General features: G+C 29.5%; 11 protein-coding genes and 1 riboswitch. Of the genes, 1 reads left to right on the top strand and 10 read right to left on the bottom strand.

Translation table 11 applies throughout. The features are described from left to right. Window positions 1–46: 46 nt before the first annotated feature. The 4 genes from glmS to psyc5s11_RS01445 form a co-directional block, all read right to left on the bottom strand. On the bottom strand, window positions 47–1,873 hold the full coding sequence (gene glmS, locus psyc5s11_RS01460) for a glutamine--fructose-6-phosphate transaminase (isomerizing) (RefSeq protein WP_224035899.1): 1,827 nt from the start codon (window positions 1,871–1,873) through the stop codon (window positions 47–49). 722 nt (window positions 1,874–2,595) lie between these two features. Next, window positions 2,596–3,870 (bottom strand): TolC family protein, encoded by a 1,275-nt coding sequence (locus psyc5s11_RS01455; RefSeq protein ID WP_224035898.1) that lies wholly within the window; start codon window positions 3,868–3,870, stop codon window positions 2,596–2,598. Window positions 3,871–4,028: 158 nt separating this feature from the next. Beyond that, window positions 4,029–7,217, bottom strand: coding sequence for an efflux RND transporter permease subunit (locus tag psyc5s11_RS01450; RefSeq protein ID WP_224035897.1), 3,189 nt, complete (start codon window positions 7,215–7,217; stop codon window positions 4,029–4,031). Between the two features lie 4 nt (window positions 7,218–7,221). After that, window positions 7,222–8,442 carry an efflux RND transporter periplasmic adaptor subunit gene (locus psyc5s11_RS01445; protein ID WP_224035896.1) on the bottom strand — a complete coding sequence of 407 codons (1,221 nt, stop codon included), beginning with the start codon at window positions 8,440–8,442 and terminating at the stop codon, window positions 7,222–7,224. Window positions 8,443–8,822: 380 nt separating this feature from the next. On the opposite strand from psyc5s11_RS01445, the gene psyc5s11_RS01440 reads away from it, so the two are divergent. Then, window positions 8,823–9,308 (top strand): MarR family winged helix-turn-helix transcriptional regulator, encoded by a 486-nt coding sequence (locus psyc5s11_RS01440; protein WP_224035895.1) that lies wholly within the window; start codon window positions 8,823–8,825, stop codon window positions 9,306–9,308. Window positions 9,309–9,701: 393 nt separating this feature from the next. Here the strand turns inward: psyc5s11_RS01440 and psyc5s11_RS01435 are convergent, their stop codons facing one another. The 6 genes from psyc5s11_RS01435 to psyc5s11_RS01410 all read right to left on the bottom strand — a co-directional run bounded on the left by psyc5s11_RS01435 (window position 9,702) and on the right by psyc5s11_RS01410 (window position 17,925). Continuing rightward, entirely contained in the window at window positions 9,702–10,838 is a 1,137-nt protein-coding gene (locus psyc5s11_RS01435; RefSeq protein ID WP_224035894.1) for a trans-sulfuration enzyme family protein, read from the bottom strand. Between the two features lie 130 nt (window positions 10,839–10,968). After that, window positions 10,969–12,126 (bottom strand): trans-sulfuration enzyme family protein, encoded by a 1,158-nt coding sequence (locus tag psyc5s11_RS01430; protein ID WP_224035893.1) that lies wholly within the window; start codon window positions 12,124–12,126, stop codon window positions 10,969–10,971. 150 nt (window positions 12,127–12,276) lie between these two features. Next, window positions 12,277–12,394: riboswitch (SAM riboswitch) on the bottom strand. A 279-nt stretch (window positions 12,395–12,673) separates the two neighbouring features. Beyond that, the gene (locus tag psyc5s11_RS01425; protein ID WP_224035892.1) at window positions 12,674–13,942 is read right to left on the bottom strand and encodes an ABC transporter permease; all 1,269 of its coding nucleotides are present in this window, start codon (window positions 13,940–13,942) and stop codon (window positions 12,674–12,676) included. Further along, the gene (locus psyc5s11_RS01420) at window positions 13,933–14,670 is read right to left on the bottom strand and encodes an ABC transporter ATP-binding protein (RefSeq protein ID WP_311196399.1); all 738 of its coding nucleotides are present in this window, start codon (window positions 14,668–14,670) and stop codon (window positions 13,933–13,935) included. The genes psyc5s11_RS01425 and psyc5s11_RS01420 overlap by 10 nt, the downstream gene beginning before the upstream one ends. A gap of 5 nt (window positions 14,671–14,675) precedes the next feature. Then, the gene (locus tag psyc5s11_RS01415) at window positions 14,676–16,097 is read right to left on the bottom strand and encodes an HlyD family secretion protein (protein ID WP_224035891.1); all 1,422 of its coding nucleotides are present in this window, start codon (window positions 16,095–16,097) and stop codon (window positions 14,676–14,678) included. A gap of 610 nt (window positions 16,098–16,707) precedes the next feature. Further along, a complete protein-coding gene (locus psyc5s11_RS01410; protein WP_224035890.1) occupies window positions 16,708–17,925 on the bottom strand; it encodes a CapA family protein in 1,218 nt (405 codons plus the stop codon). Between the last annotated feature and the right edge of the window lie 70 nt (window positions 17,926–17,995).

Below are 17,995 nucleotides of genomic sequence, written 5' to 3'. Positions count from 1 at the left end.
TAATCTTATTCTAAATCTATAAAACTTTTATGGTTAAATATTCATATTACTCCACAGTAACAGACTTGGCTAAATTTCTAGGCTTATCAATATCGCAGCCCTTAGCCTTAGCAACATAATATGAGAATAATTGAAGCACTGCAACTCCAAGTACTGGTGCAAATATATCTATAGTTCTTGGAATATAGATAACTTGGTCCAGAACTTCTTCTAATCCCTTTGTTCCTTCGTAGCAAATTCCAATAACTTTTGCTCCTCTAGCTTTAACTTCAACTATATTACTCACCATTTTTTCTTTTAAAGCTTCTTGAGTTAATAAAGTTACAACCTTTGTTCCTTCTTCAATTAACGCTATAGGACCATGCTTTAACTCTCCACCTGCATATGCATCTGAATGGATATATGATATTTCTTTAAGCTTAAGTGAACCTTCTAATGCTAATGCATAATCTAATCCTCTACCTAAATAGTACATATCCTTTTCTTCAGCTACACCTTCAGCTATCTTCTTTATTATTTCCTTATCTTCTAAAATTAATTCTACCTTTTCTGGTAAGTTTAATAACTCTTCTTTTAATTTATTTAATCTATCACTCTTTAGTTTACCTAAAATTTTGGCAAACGTCATCGCCATCATATACATTCCAATAATTTGAGTTGTATAAGCTTTTGTTGAAGCAACAGATATTTCTGGTCCTGCTAATGTGTATAATACGTGGTCTGCTTCTCTTGAAACTGAACTTCCTACTACATTTGTTAATGCAATAATTGTAGCACCGATATTCTTACTATTTCTAAGTGCTGCTAAAGTATCTGCTGTTTCTCCTGATTGACTTATTACAATAACTAAAGACTTATCTGTAACTAATGGATTTCTATATCTAAATTCTGATGCAATATCTACTTCAACAGGTATTCTTGCAAGTGATTCTATTAAATTCTTCCCTACAAGTCCAGCATGATATGCAGTACCACAAGCTACTATAAATATTCTATCAGTATTTTGAAGATCTTCTTTAGTAATCTTTAATTCATTTAACAATATTTCATTCTCCATGGAAACTCTTCCAGCCATAGTATCTCTTATAGCTCTTGGTTGTTCATGAATTTCTTTTAACATGAAATCTTCAAATCCACCTTTTTCAGCAGCATCTTCGCTCCATGTTACATGATATATTTCTTTTTGAATTTCTTGTCCATCTTGACCATAAAGCTTAACTCCATCTTTTGTAAGAACAGCTATTTCGTGATCTTCTAAAAGATATACATCTCTTGTATAACTTAATACTGCTGGAATATCTGATGCTATAAACCATTCATCTTTTCCAAGTCCAACTATTAATGGACATTCTTTTCTTACAGCAATAAGCTTGTCCGGTTCATCTTTACAAACAACCCCTAAAGCATAACTTCCTTCAAGCCTCTTAAGAGCTTTTCTAACTGCTTCAAATAAATCACCCTTATAATAATAATCAATTAAGTTTGGAATTACTTCTGTATCAGTTTCTGATTTAAAAGTATACCCTTCTCCCTTAAGCCATGTTCTTAAAGTCAAATAGTTCTCAATAATACCATTTTGAACTACAGCAATTGTTTCTTTACTATTTAAATGTGGATGAGAATTCACATCAGATGGTGCTCCATGAGTTGCCCATCTAGTATGACCTATTCCTATATTTCCTTCAACAGGATTTTCCTTTATATCATTAGCTAAATTAGCTAAACGTCCCTTAAACTTTCTTACTTCAATGTTTCCATTATTAAGAACAGCAACTCCAGCTGAATCGTATCCTCTATATTCTAACTTTGACAACCCATTAATCAAAAATGATGTTGCTCTTCCACTTCCTAAATATCCAACTATTCCGCACATATTTATTCTTCCTTCCGTCTCTTTAAGCTTACTCTTAACTAACTAATTTGAGTAAGTCTTTTAATATTTGATTTTGTCTAAGTTTTAAAGCTTTGTACTAGCAATAATAAAGTTTTCAGTGCATATCTTATTATATGAACCATTTGCTAATAAAGAGCTCACTAAAAAAGGGCATAATAATCCTAGTACCCTAAAAGCCTTAAACTTTAGAAGGTTTTAACACCAAACTGGATTTGTACTTCAAATTGCTTTAAAGTTTTGCCAGTTGTTAACGGTAGTGCTGCAGCATCTTAAATAAAATAATAAGATGCTTTACCGTGGGGCACCCGCCGAAGTTTCGATAACTCCCCAACCTCGTCAACTTGCTTTCGCAAGTTCTGGCGCTTAATTTTAAATTAAAAATATCTTTCTATACTATCCCACCTTTCAATTTTTATTTCATACCCTTGCCTATATTCTATCATATAAATATATTTTGTCTATAATATATAATATGGCTTTCATCCTAATATTCCACATTTTTATTTTTGTTCATTTTTAGTACTTTAATCTGGACATAAATATAAGTATGAAATTAATGCTACATCTTAATCTTAAATCATTAATTTCATACCTATTTAAACTATCTATTGTTAGCTTTTAATACTTTAGATGTCCTATGTTCTTGCTTATCCTAAATTACTATCATCACTTATATTTTATTAACTATTTGCTGACCCTCACTACTTGACCCAAGGCTTTTGTATTGTCTCTTTGAAAGTATTATAAGTATCTATATCAGTTCTTAATTGAATATCTAAATCTTCACTACCTTGATCATCTACAATTAACTTAGTATACTCTGATTTAGTCATCATTCCTAAATCATATTTAAGCTTTGCATTACTAAGTTTTTTATTGTTTAATTCTATCTTTCCCTTTAAATACTCAATATCCGCTTCTTTAGAAAGAATGTTTGTATATAATTGTTTTAAATTATCTTTTAATTGCTTTTTATTTATTTCTAAAGCAGTTTGATTTCCAGAAATAGCTAACCTAGTAGTTAAATATGATATACGATCAGATAACTTATTTGTATATGCATTTTTAGCAACTTGATAGTCACTAAGAGCTTTCTGATACTGTGTATACTGATCAACAGTTGCACCACTAGCTAATACAGGTGCTTGAGTAGTATCTGATGTAGTTTTTGCAGTTTTCACATCATCTTCTGATACTTGATGATCTTTATCATCGTAATAATCTTTATTTAGCTTTAATAAGTCTATGTTTAATTTTAAATAATTATCTATAATATTGTCTAGATAATCATCTACAGAACCCTCTATTTTAAATTTTTCATACTTAATGTCTTGTTCCAATGTAAATTTAGTTACATCTTTACCCGTTAATACTTTAAAGCTATCTTGTGCATCCTTTAGTTGATTTACGCTTAATTTTTGTTGATTTTGCAAGTTTTGTATTTGAAGCTCAGTATCACCTAACTCACCTGTTGTACTAATTCCTAAGTTTTTCTTTAACTTTGCATCGTTAAGTTCTTTATTTTTAACTTCTAATAATTTTATCGTTTTAGCTATCTTCATTTGTTTAGTAACTATATCATTATACGCTTTAGTAGTTTTTTGTATTAAATTATCTTCATCAAAATCCCTTTGTTGTTTTGCTTGTTTTAATTTGTTATCACGAGTATCCTTATTAAGATCTTCTTCATCCCCACCAACGTTTCTAGCATCATCAAGATCTTCATTAGTATCATTTATTTTGTTTTGATAACTTATTGTCTTATCATCAAGTGCTAATGTATCACTATTGCTAGCAGCAGCCGTTATAGCATCATCTAAAGTAAAAACTGATTTTCCATTTGTTTGTGCTTGTACACTTGTGCTTATACTTGCATTTTGTGTAGTAGTATCTGCTGCAAATACTGGTATAGCACTTCCACTCATAATACTTACTCCAATTGCAACTGCCACTAATTTATTTATATTCTTTCTCATGGTTTCACCTCTTCATTAAATTATATCTTATTATTAAATACATTTCTTCTCCTAATTAAAGGGCCTATTTCGAATTAACCTTAATTGATATAATTATACCTCATATTAATTATATTTCAAAATAGTTCCTTTTAATTCAACACTTTATTTCCTTAAATCTATTTTTTTAAGTCTATATTCCTATCTTTATCTATAACTTTAGGTTCTATATCATTGTTTGTAAACTTACTAAACTTAGGTCTTATCTTTTCTTCTTTAAATTGTTCATACTTCTCTGATATCTTCCCTGTTACTTTGTGAATTTTATTAGTAAATTTCTTTTCTAAATTATCAAAAATTACATAGATGACTGGAATTAATACCAATGTAACTAATGTTGAAACACTAAGTCCCCCTATGATTATTACCCCTAGAGATTGCATCATTTCTCCGCCTTCTTCTAAAGCTAATGCTGTTGGTAACATACCAAATGCCGCTGTTAAAACTGTCATTATAACTGGTCTTAATCTTGCTGCTGAACCTTTTGAAACTATTTCTTCTATGCTTAACTTTCCTTCCATGGATTTTCTTAATTGCTCAATATAATCAATTAATACTATACCATGGTTAACAACAATACCTACTAGCATAATTGCACCTAACATTCCTACTATACTGATTTTTATCCTCGTTATTAATAATATAGCAACAACACCAACAAAGGCAAATGGTATACAAGTCATTATAATAAATGGCTTACTAAAGGATTCAAATTCTGCTACCATTACCATATATACTAATATTACTGCTATTCCCATTGCATAAACAAGTCCCATCATAGACTCTTGCATGTTCTTTGCATCACCACTAGTACTTGCTTCATAATCCTTTGGTAAATTCATTTCTTTTATTGCAGCAGTTGCTTGTTTTGTTGCTGTTCCTGTATCCACTCCCTTAAGACCAGCTGTAATACTTACAGAATAATCTCCATCTGTTCTATTAATCTGTTTTAATCCCTCAGCCATTTTTATATCTGCTATCTGTCCTAATGGGATTTCCTCTCCTGCCTTTGACATTACTTTTATTTGTTTTATATCCTCTAAATTATCAATACTATTTCCTTGGAATTTTAAGTTAACATCTACTTCATAATCATTTATCTTAGCTGTTGTTACTGAATCTCCAACTACAGCTGTATGCAATATTGAAGCAATTGATGAAACATTAATCCCATATTTATTTGCTTTTTGCTTATTTATTATAAATTGTGCTTCCTGAGATGTATCAGCAATAGATGTCTCTATATTTTTAAATCCATCTATAGTGCTAAACTTATCTCCAATTTGTTTTGCTAATACCTCTAACGTATCCATATCTGGACCCTTTAATTGCATAGCAAAATCAGAACTACTACCTTCACCAGTTGAACTACTGTCTAATGCAACTTTTATTTTACAATCTGGGACAGTATTCATTCTCTCCGTTATTTCCTTTTCCACTTCATCAGTAGATTTCTTTCGTTTTTCTTTTGGAACCAATTCTATCTTTATATCTGAACTATTACTACTACCGGAGGTTTTTAATGTTGTTATTGTTGTTTTTATTTCTGGAATATCAGAAATCTTCTGTTCTGCCATAGAAACATAATAATCACTTGGCTTCAATGCTAAACCTTCTGGTACTTCTATTTTTATACTTATTTTCCCTTTATCTGATGCTGGCATAAATTCCATTTTTAAAAATGTAGCTCCAAATATAGCAATAACAAATAATGCTGTACTTAATAATACAACTATACTTTTATGTTTTAATGAAACATTTATTAATTTCATATAAACTTCACTTATCTTATCAAATATAGGTGAAGGCTTTTCTTTCATTTTTGCAGCATTTTTCCCACCACTCAATTTATTAAACATACTAGGCACAAGTGTAAGTGCTACCAGTAATGATATTGTTAATGCTGCAATAATTGTTTTAGATAATGATTGAAATATTATTTTAGTAAGACCATCAGTAAACAATATAGGTAAAAATACGCATATTATTGTAAGTGTTGATCCTGTAATAGCACTAGTTACTGTTTGCGTTCCTTGCAGTGCAGCTTCTTCATTAGTAAAATTCTTATTATTCTTATACTTAAATATATTTTCTATGACAACAATTGAATTATCTACAACAAGCCCAACTGATATTACCAGTGAACTTAATGTAAGCATATTTAGCGTTTCACCAGTAAAATACAGAAATGCTATTGTACCTACTATAGATGTAGGTATTGCTAATGCTACAGCAAATGATGCTCTAAAACTCTTTAAAAATGCTAAAATTATAATAAATGAAATAAGAGAACTTATAAAGATTTCTGAAATTACATTATTAACAGAAGTTTTAATATATTCACTTGTATCACTAACAACCTTAGTATCATATTTCGAATTGTTCTTACTAAGCTCATCTACTGCTTTATTAACTCCTTCCATAACCTTTATGGTATTAGCATCTTGTTGCTTCTTAACATCTATTATTAAACTTTCTTCACCATTGTATCTATATACATCTTTTTTCTCTACAGTACCATATTCTACATTACAAATTTCATCTAATCTAACAGACTGTCCTTTATTAGTAGAAATTTGAATTTGTTTTATATCATCCAATGAATTTAATTGATCCATTCCTCTTAAAACAATTTTATCGTCACCTTCAACAATAGAACCATATGGGAATGTTTTATTAGTAGCTTGGACTGCACTTTTAATAGTCGATATACTGACATTATAACTAGATAATACAGCTGGATCAGCTGTTATATTAACTTGTGATTTTTCTCCTCCAACAATGTCAGCTTCTGTAACACCATCTACAGTTTTAATTTTTGTTTGTACAACATCCTCTGCATATTTCATTAGGTCATCCTTATTCTTACCACCTGAAATAACAAGTCTTCCTATAGCACTTGCATTCATTACATCCATTTTAATAACTGCTGGTGCTTCTGCCTCACTAGGTAATTCACTTTTAACTTCATCTACTTTAGATTTAACATCATTTATTACAGTATTTATATCAGTTCCATATTCAAATTGTATTACGACAACTGAAACACTTTCCCTTGAATAAGTCCCTGTCTCTTTAACCTTAGAAACAGCTGAAACTTTTTCTTCTATCTTTTCACTTATTTGTTTATCAATATCCTCAGGCCCTGCACCCTGCCATACAGTTTGAATTGATAAAACAGGAATTTCCATCTTTGGCATTGTATCTGCAGTCATTTTTGAATATCCAATAAAACCAAACATGATTAATACTACGAAAGCCATAACTATCATAAGAGGACGTCTAATGGAAGTTTTCGTTAAACTCATAATACTAATCCTCCTTTACTACTGGGAATATGCTAGTTCCATCAGAAATTAGATTTAATCCTCCAATAACAACTGTATCATCTTTACTTATTCCACTTTTGATTTCCATTGTAGTAGATGTTACAATGCCTGTTGTAATCTCTGTTTTAACCGCTTTATTATCCGAATTATTTATGTATACATATTTTTTGCCATCATCTTCAAAAACAGCCTTTTTAGGAACTGTTATTGTTTGCTCGTTTTTTTCTATACTTACTTCAACATCTGCTGATATTCCAGCCTTAAAATCCCCTTGTGAATTATCTACCAGCACTTCAACATCATATAGTGATGTTGTTGTATTAGCTACTGTGGGCACATATCTTACTGTACCCTTAATCACTTTATTATTCATTGTTACATCAACTTCTTGTAATGCTGTAAATTTAGGTAAATCAGATTGAGTCACCATTAAATCTATTTGCAAAGTATTTGGAGTAGAAATAACAAATGCTGGTTTTTGCTGACTTGCCATCTCATTAACATTAAAATTCTTAGCTGTTATGATTCCATCTGTCGGTGAAGTTAAAATAAGTTTATTTAAATTACTAGCAGCTATATCGTAAGAAACTTGTGCTTGATTAAGTTGTTTTTCTGCTAATTCCTTTAATTCAGGAATACTTTTACCATTTGAAGTATCATAAGATTTTTGTGCCATATCTAAATTTTGTTTAGCTTGGTTTAACCCTACTTCGGATTTTTTATATGCATCTTCACTTATGGCCTCTGCTTGATAAAGTTGAATATTAAGGTCATGACTTCTCTTAACTTCGTCATAAGACGTTTGAGCTAATTTCAGAGCATTATTCAATGAATTTTGTTGACTTTCTATACTTCCATCTGTTGTATTTGTATAACTTGCTTTTGCAATTTCTAAGGCTGCTGCTGCTTGTTTTACACTATTTTGTGCATCATCACCTTTAATTGTCAAAAGCTTGTCTCCTTTTTTTACTTCTTGACCTAGAGTTACATATATTTCTTGAATTGTTCCACCCATCTCTACTGTAACAGATGTTTCTTCCTTAACTTTAGTTGTTCCCGTAAATGTATTTGTATTTTTTATAGCTCCACCCTTAGCCATTTGTACTGATACAGCTATTGGTTTTTCTACTTCTTTTGGTACTTCTCCACATCCTACTAGTCCTAATGAACTAATTAATAAAAATAATGCTAAATATTTTTTCATGTTTTCCTCCCCAATTTCAAATCATCTCTTTTTAAATTTCTAATATTTTTCTATATTTCTTTAATTTCTACGTTAAAACGTTTATTGGCATAAAGTGAATTAAAATTATGTTTTTAATATTTATTTTAAAATGTATTTTGTATTTTACACTTTTAATAATAAAGGCCACATCTTATTTTTTCCTTAACTAAAACTTAATTCAAGCTTATATTTTTCCACCCACCTAATTTATTAATAATTAGATATAATACCAATACATTCTATTCATAATATTGATTATAAATTTATAACTATTATAAGTCAATAACTTTTCCCCTTGTTTTCAAATTATTAATAGTTTATAATTTAGTCATATTATCATAGGAAGGATTTGTTTTAATATGGATAAAGATAATTTATTTAAAGTCGCGGATTCCTTAGTAAACTTTTTATGGATTATTCAAAATAATGTACTTAGAGAAAATGATATAGCTAAAAGTTTTCATTCACCAATGAAAAAAATGGAAAATTGTATTTCAGAATGTTCTATTCCCCCTTCACATGTTAGGGTTATTTTTTATCTTGCTGACTCCAATTCATCTCCAATTTCACAAATAGCAGATAATCTAAATATATCAAAATCCAATATGACTCCTATTATAGATAATTTGATTTCTTATGGATTAGTTGATAGATATCCAGACTCCAAAGACAGAAGAATTCTTAGAGTAGAATTAACTACAAAAGCTCGTACATTATTGGATGCTTTTCGTGTTGCTATTTGTAATTCATTTGTTGAAAAAATATCACCACTTTCTGATGATGAAGTAACTATGTTAAGTGATTCTATATCAAACTTAATAACTATATTAAAAAAATTAAATTAAGGCACATGAAAATAAATAACAAGTCCAAAACTGCCATGAATATTTTTCATCAGGCAAGGAAGTAAAGTGCCATCATAGTGGGCCTATTATGGTATTTTACTGATGCAGGATGATGGAAAATGGGCACATTAGAAAAGAGTAGCTGTGCTACAATACGGAACTTTTCTGGCAGATGGACTTGTTGTTTTTTTGATTGTGCCTAATACATGTACTACAATAACTATTACACTAAAAAAGAGAAAATGTTTCAAATAAAAAATTAAATGGTGTGTTTAGTCCTTGAACTTTAGATAATTTATCTTTAGATAAAAAAAAATCAGAGAAAGTTATTTATATATTAACTTTCTCTGATTCCTTTATTTAGGCTAATTCAAAATGATAGAAATAAATGTCTTATTTTTCAATCGCTTCTTTAAATGATTCTATTAAATCCTCTATATCCTCAAGACCTACCGATACTCTTATTAATGTATCTGTAATTCCAAGTTGTTCTCTTTCTTCTTTTGGAATTGATGCATGACTCATTTTAGCTGGATATGAAACTATAGTTTCGACACTACCTAAGCTTACTGCCACTGCTACATTTTTTACACTGTTCAAGAAAATTGTAGTTCTTTCTAAAGTCTTAAACTTAAAGGATAAAACTGCACCTGCACCATCTGCTTGTTCTAAATGCACTTCTCTTCCTTCCATTGATTGTAGTCCAAGGTAATAAACTTTCTCAACTTCTTCTCTTGATTCAAGCCACTGTGCCAACTTTTGAGCACTTTTTTGCATTACATCTAATCTAATTTTTAAAGTTTTAATTCCTCTAATCAAAAGCCATGAATCTTGCGGTCCAAGTACAGCTCCAAAGGTATTTTGTATTTGATAAACCCTATCCCCAAGTTCCTTTGTCTTAGTTACAACAAGTCCAGCCAACACATCGCTATGTCCCCCTAAGAATTTAGTTGCACTATGAACTACTATATCTGCACCAAGTTCTAATGGTCTTTGTAGATATGGTGACATAAATGAGTTATCTACTATTGTAATTACTCCATTTTCCTTAGCTATTTTACTAGCAGCTCTTAAATCTGTGACCTTTAATAATGGGTTTGAAGGAGTTTCTAAATAAAGTCCCTTTGTATTTTCCTTGAAAGCATTTTTTATTTCTTCAATATTGGTTGCATCTACAAAGGTAAATTCAATATTAAATCTTGAAAATAATTTTGTTGCGGCCCTATATGCTCCACCATATACATCACCACAAATTACAATGTTATCCCCTGCTGAAAATATTGATAATACAGAACAAATAGCCGCCATACCTGAAGCAAATGCAAAACCACATTCTCCACCTTCAAGTTCTGCTATTAACTTTTCTACTACTTCTCTAGTTGGATTTCCTGATCTTGAATAATCATATTTACCAAAATTATTTATATCAAATTGATGAAATGTTGATGTTTGATATATTGGAGTACTTACCGAACCTGTTGTAGGATCTAGTTCCCCGCTTGCATGTATTAATTTAGTTCCAAAATTCATAATTTACACCCCTCTTTATTCAATTAACAATTTGTAATTAACAGTTAACAATTAATGATGAATTTACTGCGTAAATTCTTTTAAAATATATTTTATTTTTGAAAAGCCGTTGGCTTTTCCACCAAAACTCTTAACTCTTAACTGAATTAATCGCATTTTCCAAGTCTTTTATTAAGTCATCTATATTTTCTATACCAACTGATAGTCTAAGTAAATATTCATCTACTCCTAATCTCTTCTTAATATCTTCTGGAATTTCTGAGTGAGTTTGAGTTATTGGATATGTTATTAATGTTTCTACTCCACCTAAACTTTCTGCAAATCTTATTACTTTAACACTTTCTAAAATTTTAGGTACTATTTTTTTATCCTTAACTCTGAAAGATAATGTTGCCCCAAAACCTGTTGATTGTTTTTTATTCAATTCATAGCCTTCAAAGTTTTCTAATCCTACATAATAAACTTTCTCTATGTTAGAATTACTTTCTAAAAATTTTGCTATTTTTATTGAATTTTCTTGTGCTCTATCTAATCTAATATGTAATGTTTTAATTCCTCTTAAAATTAACCATGAATCAAACGGAGATAATGTTGCCCCAGTAGACATATGAATTCGTCTTAATCTTTGTAAAATCTGTTCATCATTTCCTACTATAAATCCAGCTAATAAATCATGATGCCCACCTAAAAATTTAGTTCCACTATGAATTACCAAATCAGCACCTAATTCTAATGGTTTTTGATAATAAGGTGTCAAAAAAGTATTATCTACAATTACTAGCAACTTATTTTCCTTTGCTATTTTTGCTACTGCTCTTATATCAGTTACCTTCATCATTGGATTAGAAGGTGTCTCTATGAATATAGCTTTTGTATTTTCATTTATAGCAGCTGTTATATTTTTAGTATTTGTTGTATCAACAAATATAGCTTGTAACCCAAAATCTTTATAAGTTTCTTCGAATAATCTGTATGTCCCTCCATACAAATCGTCAGATAAAATTATATTGTCTCCACTTTTAAATAGATGTATACAGGCAGTAATTGCTGAAACTCCCGAAGAAAACCCTATTGCTTCTTTTCCGCCTTCTAAAACAGCTAATGTTTTTTCAGCTTCTTCCCTTGTTGGATTTTGAGCCCTAGAATAATCATATCCTGTACTATTATTAAGTCCATGATGCTTAAATGTAGCTGATTGGTATATTGGAAAACTTATTGCACCTGTAGCTTTATCTCCACCTGATACTCCACTAACTGCAATTGTTTCAAAAGATTTTTTTAAAGTCATTTTTTTGCCTCCCTCTTATTTTTTGCTTAATGCTTAATTTGTTACTTTTAATACATTTTAATACCTTAGAAAAAAATATTAAAAAAAGCCACTTCTAAAATAAGAAGTGACTCTATCGTCATAACATAAGTTCTAATAAACTTAATTTTCCTCTCATTTTTCAAGATATTCTCTTGCAGGATTTAGCACCAACGAAAAAATTCACATGAAATTTTTTTCAGGTTGCCGGGTTTCAAAGGGCCAGTCCCTCCACCACTCTTAATAAGATTAGCTTATTTAAATATTTAATTTAATAATATTAATTATACATGGTTAAAATCTCTTGTCAATAAATATTAGTAACTTTATCAACTTTCTATGTGATTAAAATAATAAAAGAAGTATTTAAGCTTATAAAAAATATTTTATTATAAATAAAATGATTAACTTAGAATAATTTTCAAACTCCTTCTAAGCTAATCATCTTCTTATTTCATATTATTTATTTTTATTAGACGCTTCAAAAAAATATATATGAATCTTAAATCTATTATTTTCTTTTATGTGACTATTCATACCTTAAAGCTTCAATTGGATCAAGGCTTGCTGCCTTTTTAGCTGGATAATATCCAAAAAATACTCCAATTGCCATTGAGAAAGTAAAGCTTATTATAATTGTTGGAATGGATATTGATATAGGTGACTTTAATACTATACATGCTATTATGCCCATTCCTATTCCAAGTACTATACCTATTGTTCCTCCAATTGAACATATTATAACTGATTCAATTATAAATTGCATTTTTATATGACTGCTTTTAGCTCCAAGAGCTTTTCTTGTACCAATTTCCCTTGTTCTTTCTGTAACAGATACAAGCATTATATTCATTACTCCTATTCCACCTACAAGTAATGATATGGCTGCAATTACAGATATACCCATTGAAATCTTACCAAGGACTGATGTAATAGATTCTGCTTGATTCTTAAGATTGGAAACTTCAAGTTCCCAATTTTTATTATTCTTGTATAACTTTTCTGTATACTTTTTTACATCTTTAACAAGCTTATCTTGATCAGTAGTCGTACTAGGTTTAATCATAAAATAAGAATAATTTTTATTTTTTTTATCTACTTTTGCTGTTGTTATTGGAATATATATATTAGTTTGTATATCTTTTTCTTTTGCTGTATTGCCTCCACCTTCTAGAAATGAAGGTGCTTCATATTTATATACCCCTGCAATAATATATGTCTCAATATTATCTTCTATATAAACTTTAATCTCTTTACCTATAGGGTCAGACTTTCCTTTAAAGATATTATTGACAAGTTTCTCTGAAACCACAGCTGTTTTTTTCAGACCTTTAACATCTTTACTAGAAATAAATCTTCCACTAATCATCTTTACATTATTAACATCTTTAAATCCTTCATTTACGCCTGTAGTTGTTATATTCGCATATAAATAACCATCCTTAACTTTCCCGTTGCCCTGTTGTGATGATATACTTAGGCTGCTAATTCTATCTGAAAATGCGTCCTGAATTGAATTTATTTGATCCAATGTCATAAGATCACTATCTTCTGGCTCCTTACGTGATCGTCCTCCTTCAGAACCTTCTTCACTTCTTTCCCTTATATAAACTTGCATATTATTAGCACCCATTTTATCTAATTCACCTGTAAATGCTGATGTAATTGCACTTCCTATAGAAACAATTCCTATAACAGATGATATTCCTATTATAATTCCAAGCATAGTTAAGAGTGAACGCATTTTACTTGATCGTATACCTGCTATTGCAAGTAATATATTTTCTTTTATAAACATATTTTTTCACCAACTGGAAATTTTCTAACGTATTTACTGTTATATTGTTCTGATACTATCTTTCCATCCTTTAATGTTATAATTCGTTCAGTTTCCGCTGCAAGTTCCTGATTATGAGTTATGAATACTATAGTTTTCCCTTCTAATTCATGAACCTTATGAAATAAATCCATAACTAATCTTCCTGTTGAAGAATCAAGTGCCCCTGTTGGTTCATCTGCGAGTATTATACTTGGTTCATTTGCAAGTGCACGTGCAATTGCAACTCTTTGTTTTTGTCCACCTGATAATTCATTTGGTACATGTGTCATTCTGTCTTCCATCCCAACAAGTTGTAGTAATTTTTCAGCTTTCTCTAATCTTTCTTTTCTACCCATCCCTGCATAAAGCATTGGTAACTCAACATTTTTTAGTGCAGTACTCCTAGGTATTAAATTAAAAGTTTGAAATACAAAACCTATCTTCCTATTACGTATTTCTGATAATCCATTATCCGATACTTCTTCCACATTAGATTCATCTAAAATATACGTTCCTGAAGTCTGCCTATCAAGAGCTCCTATAATATTCATTAATGTACTTTTCCCAGAACCAGATGCTCCTACAATAGCTACAAACTCACCTTCTTTTATTGTTATATCAATATTCTTCAAAATATTTAATTGATTGGGAGTTCCTATATAAAAGCTTTTAACGATATTTTTCATCTCTATTATATTCCGTTTCAAAAAACTCACCCCTCATTTATTTGAATCTTATCTCCAACTTTAGAAGTTAAAGGATCATCAATTATAATAATTCCATCTGTAATTCCTTCACCTGAAATCTCTACATTAAAGTCAGATTCTAGTCCTGTTTCTATTGGTAATTCTTTAATTATATATTCATTTATCTTTTCGCCACTTTTTTCTGCTACATATATACTTTTACCATTTTCATTTTGAACTATGGAATCTGATGCAATTGTATAAATATCTGATTTTTCGTTTAAAATAACATTTACTCTTGCACTCATTCCAGGTTTCATATTTTCATTTATATCATTAATTTTAATTTTTGTTTCAAAACCAGTATCACTGCTACTGCTAGTTGATTGACTATCAGCTTTTATTGGAGTTGATCCTCCTTTTTTTGCTGATGGACTAACGCTTACAATTTCACCTGCAATAACAAGTTCACCTGTTGTATCTGTTTTTATTTCTGTTCTTTGCCCTACTTTAACGTTAGCTATATCTACTTCTTTAATTGATGTTTTTATTTCCATATCATCTAAATTTTCAACTTCAAATAAAGTTCCTGTTCCTGGATTTCCCACAACAGCATTTACTACTGTAATAGTTCCATCAATAGGTGTTTTAACTTCACACTTTTCTAATTCACTTTGTTGCTTTTCAAGAGTAATTCTTTGACTCTTATTATTATAAGCTGTTTCTGCTGCTTCATAAGTGCTTTTTGCTGTATCTAAATCTTGTGATGCTCTAACTTTTACATTTTCTATTGCAACTCCTGCTTTATCATAATCTGATTGTGCATTAGAATATTCTATTTCACTCTTATTTAAATCATTCTTTGTAAGTGCATCTGCATCATATAATGCTTTATTATTTTCATGTGTTCTTTTCTTATCAGCTAAATTAAGCTTTGCTGATTTTAAAGCTTCTTCTGCATTTCTGATTTCAGTATTCAAATTATTATCATATAAATATGAAGCATTATCGTAAGCCTTCTTTTTATTTTCAAGATCTGATTTTGCATTAGCTTCTGCTGCTACTGTAGTTGCTTCTAATTGCTTTACATCCTTTTCTAAACTATCGGAATCTAATGTTGCAAGTACATCTCCAGCCTTAACCTTATCTCCAACATGTACCTTAACTTCTTTAACAGGATTACTTAATGTACTATATACATTAGTTGTATCCTTACTATTTATTTCACCTAAAACATTAATACTATTAATTATTTTGCCTTTTGATAAAACTGTATGTTTAACTGGCAATGCTGGTTTAGGCATTATTACTTTAACTATTATAAATGCCACAATAATAACAAATATCACTCCAAATATTATTACCTTTTTACTCGGTTTCTTTTTTAATTTTAACCCCTTAAGACTTATTCCTTTGGGTTTTAATTTTTTAATATCTAACTTTGGCATTTTAAAACGTACCCCCACTATTAATAACCTTCTTTCATTTATATATAATATAAGTAGTTAACATAAAGATAATCTTCCTTTGCATCTTTGAATACATCTCCATTTAATTTATATATTTCATTACTTAACTTCCATAATAATGTTTATATATATAATTTTCCCTACAACACTTCTTAGTATATCATTTCCAATATAATATAACTCTTAATAAAACATTAATTTTTTCTTAAACAATATTATTCACTTAGATATATTGCAAAAATGATTCTTCATTTCAAATTCAAGAAATTCTGTAAAAATTTCTTCCACAATTGTTAATTGTTAATTTCAATATATATAGATTCAGTAATTTATTTTTATTTAATACAAAATTAAAAATCAGTTCTTATCTAAATTGCTATATTTGTATAGTAACTCAACTTTAATCAATGTTATATTGATAATCCTTACATTTATCTTTCAATTTTGTAACAATAGGCCACACTAAAGAAAATAGTAACCAAGATAAACCAAAGGTGACTACACCACAATTCAATTGTTAGTATAAAAAGGATTGTTTTAAAATAACTTTTAATCATTTTAAAACAATCCTTTTATATTACTCTATTTACTAATTAACTTTTTTTATATCAAAAAATTCATCTTTAATATTCCCGTTTAAGGTTGGTGATAATTCATTTAATGTTTTCAATATGTTAGTTTTATTCTCACCAGTTGCAAGCGTTGGAATATAATCATTTTTATCACTTCTTGAAGAAACCATTGCCGGAAGTACTTTATATTCAAAGTTCACCAACTTATCATCTTGCATATTTGCCTTAACCTGAAGTATAAATGTTCTTTTATCTGGAGGATTTGAATTCCCCCCAAAACAGAAATTTCCCATGGAATATGCTATAAGTTTACCTTTATAATTTTCCATACTTTGAATTACATGAGGGTGTGAGCCTATAACTGCATCTGCCCCATTATCAATAGCAAATCTAGCTAAGTTTTGTTGAACATCATAAGGTTCATATGATCTCTCTATTCCCCAATGAAAATATGGAATAACGACTTCTGCTCCTTGATTTTTTAATTCACTAATATCATTAATTATTTTTGTTTTTAATTCATTTGAATATTCCCAACCTGTATATCCTAAAAATCCGAATTTAACACCTTGTATCTCTTTTAAAATTTTATAGCCTTCTCCACATATATCAATATTATTTTCTTTCAGTGCATTAATGGTATCTTGTATCCCTTGCTTGCCATAATCATAAATATGATTATTCGATATTGTAACACCATCAATAGATCCCGTTGTAAGAATATTCACATATTCTTTTGGCCCTTTAAAGTTATAAAATATATCTCCATCTTTAGGTGCTTTAACATTTGAATCTGTAAATGTTGTTTCTAAATTTACCAAGGTATAATCATCTTTGCTAAATACGCTAGATACGTTTTGCATAAAGTAGGAATATTTTCTCCCACTATTTATGAATGCTGCTGGTAAACTACCATCATATCCGAATTTAGTATCTGTTCCTAACGTAAAATCTCCTGCAAAAGAAATCAAAATTGTCTTTTTAACGGGTTCTTTTATTATAACTTCGTCCTTTTTCTCCTCTTCAGCTATATCTTTAGTTACATCACTTATTTTACTATTAGCTTCAACCTTTTTATCCATTGGACTCTTTATATTTTTAAAATAAAATCCTACTCCACCTATAATTAATATGCTTATAATAATTGAAATTGCATTTTTCCAATAAGTCTTGTTTTCTTTAACATCTTCTTGATATTTTTTGTGATGCTTATTCCTAGAACTTCTTTTATTCATATATAGCTCCCCTAGCCTTTAGACTTTGAGTTATCCTTATACAAATAGTAACACATTATACATTTATCTT

It is taken from the genome of Clostridium gelidum (assembly GCF_019977655.1).
Lineage (GTDB): Bacteria > Bacillota > Clostridia > Clostridiales > Clostridiaceae > Clostridium > Clostridium gelidum.
Note: the sequence above shows the minus strand (reverse complement) of the source record. Positions and strands in the feature narration are given on the sequence as shown.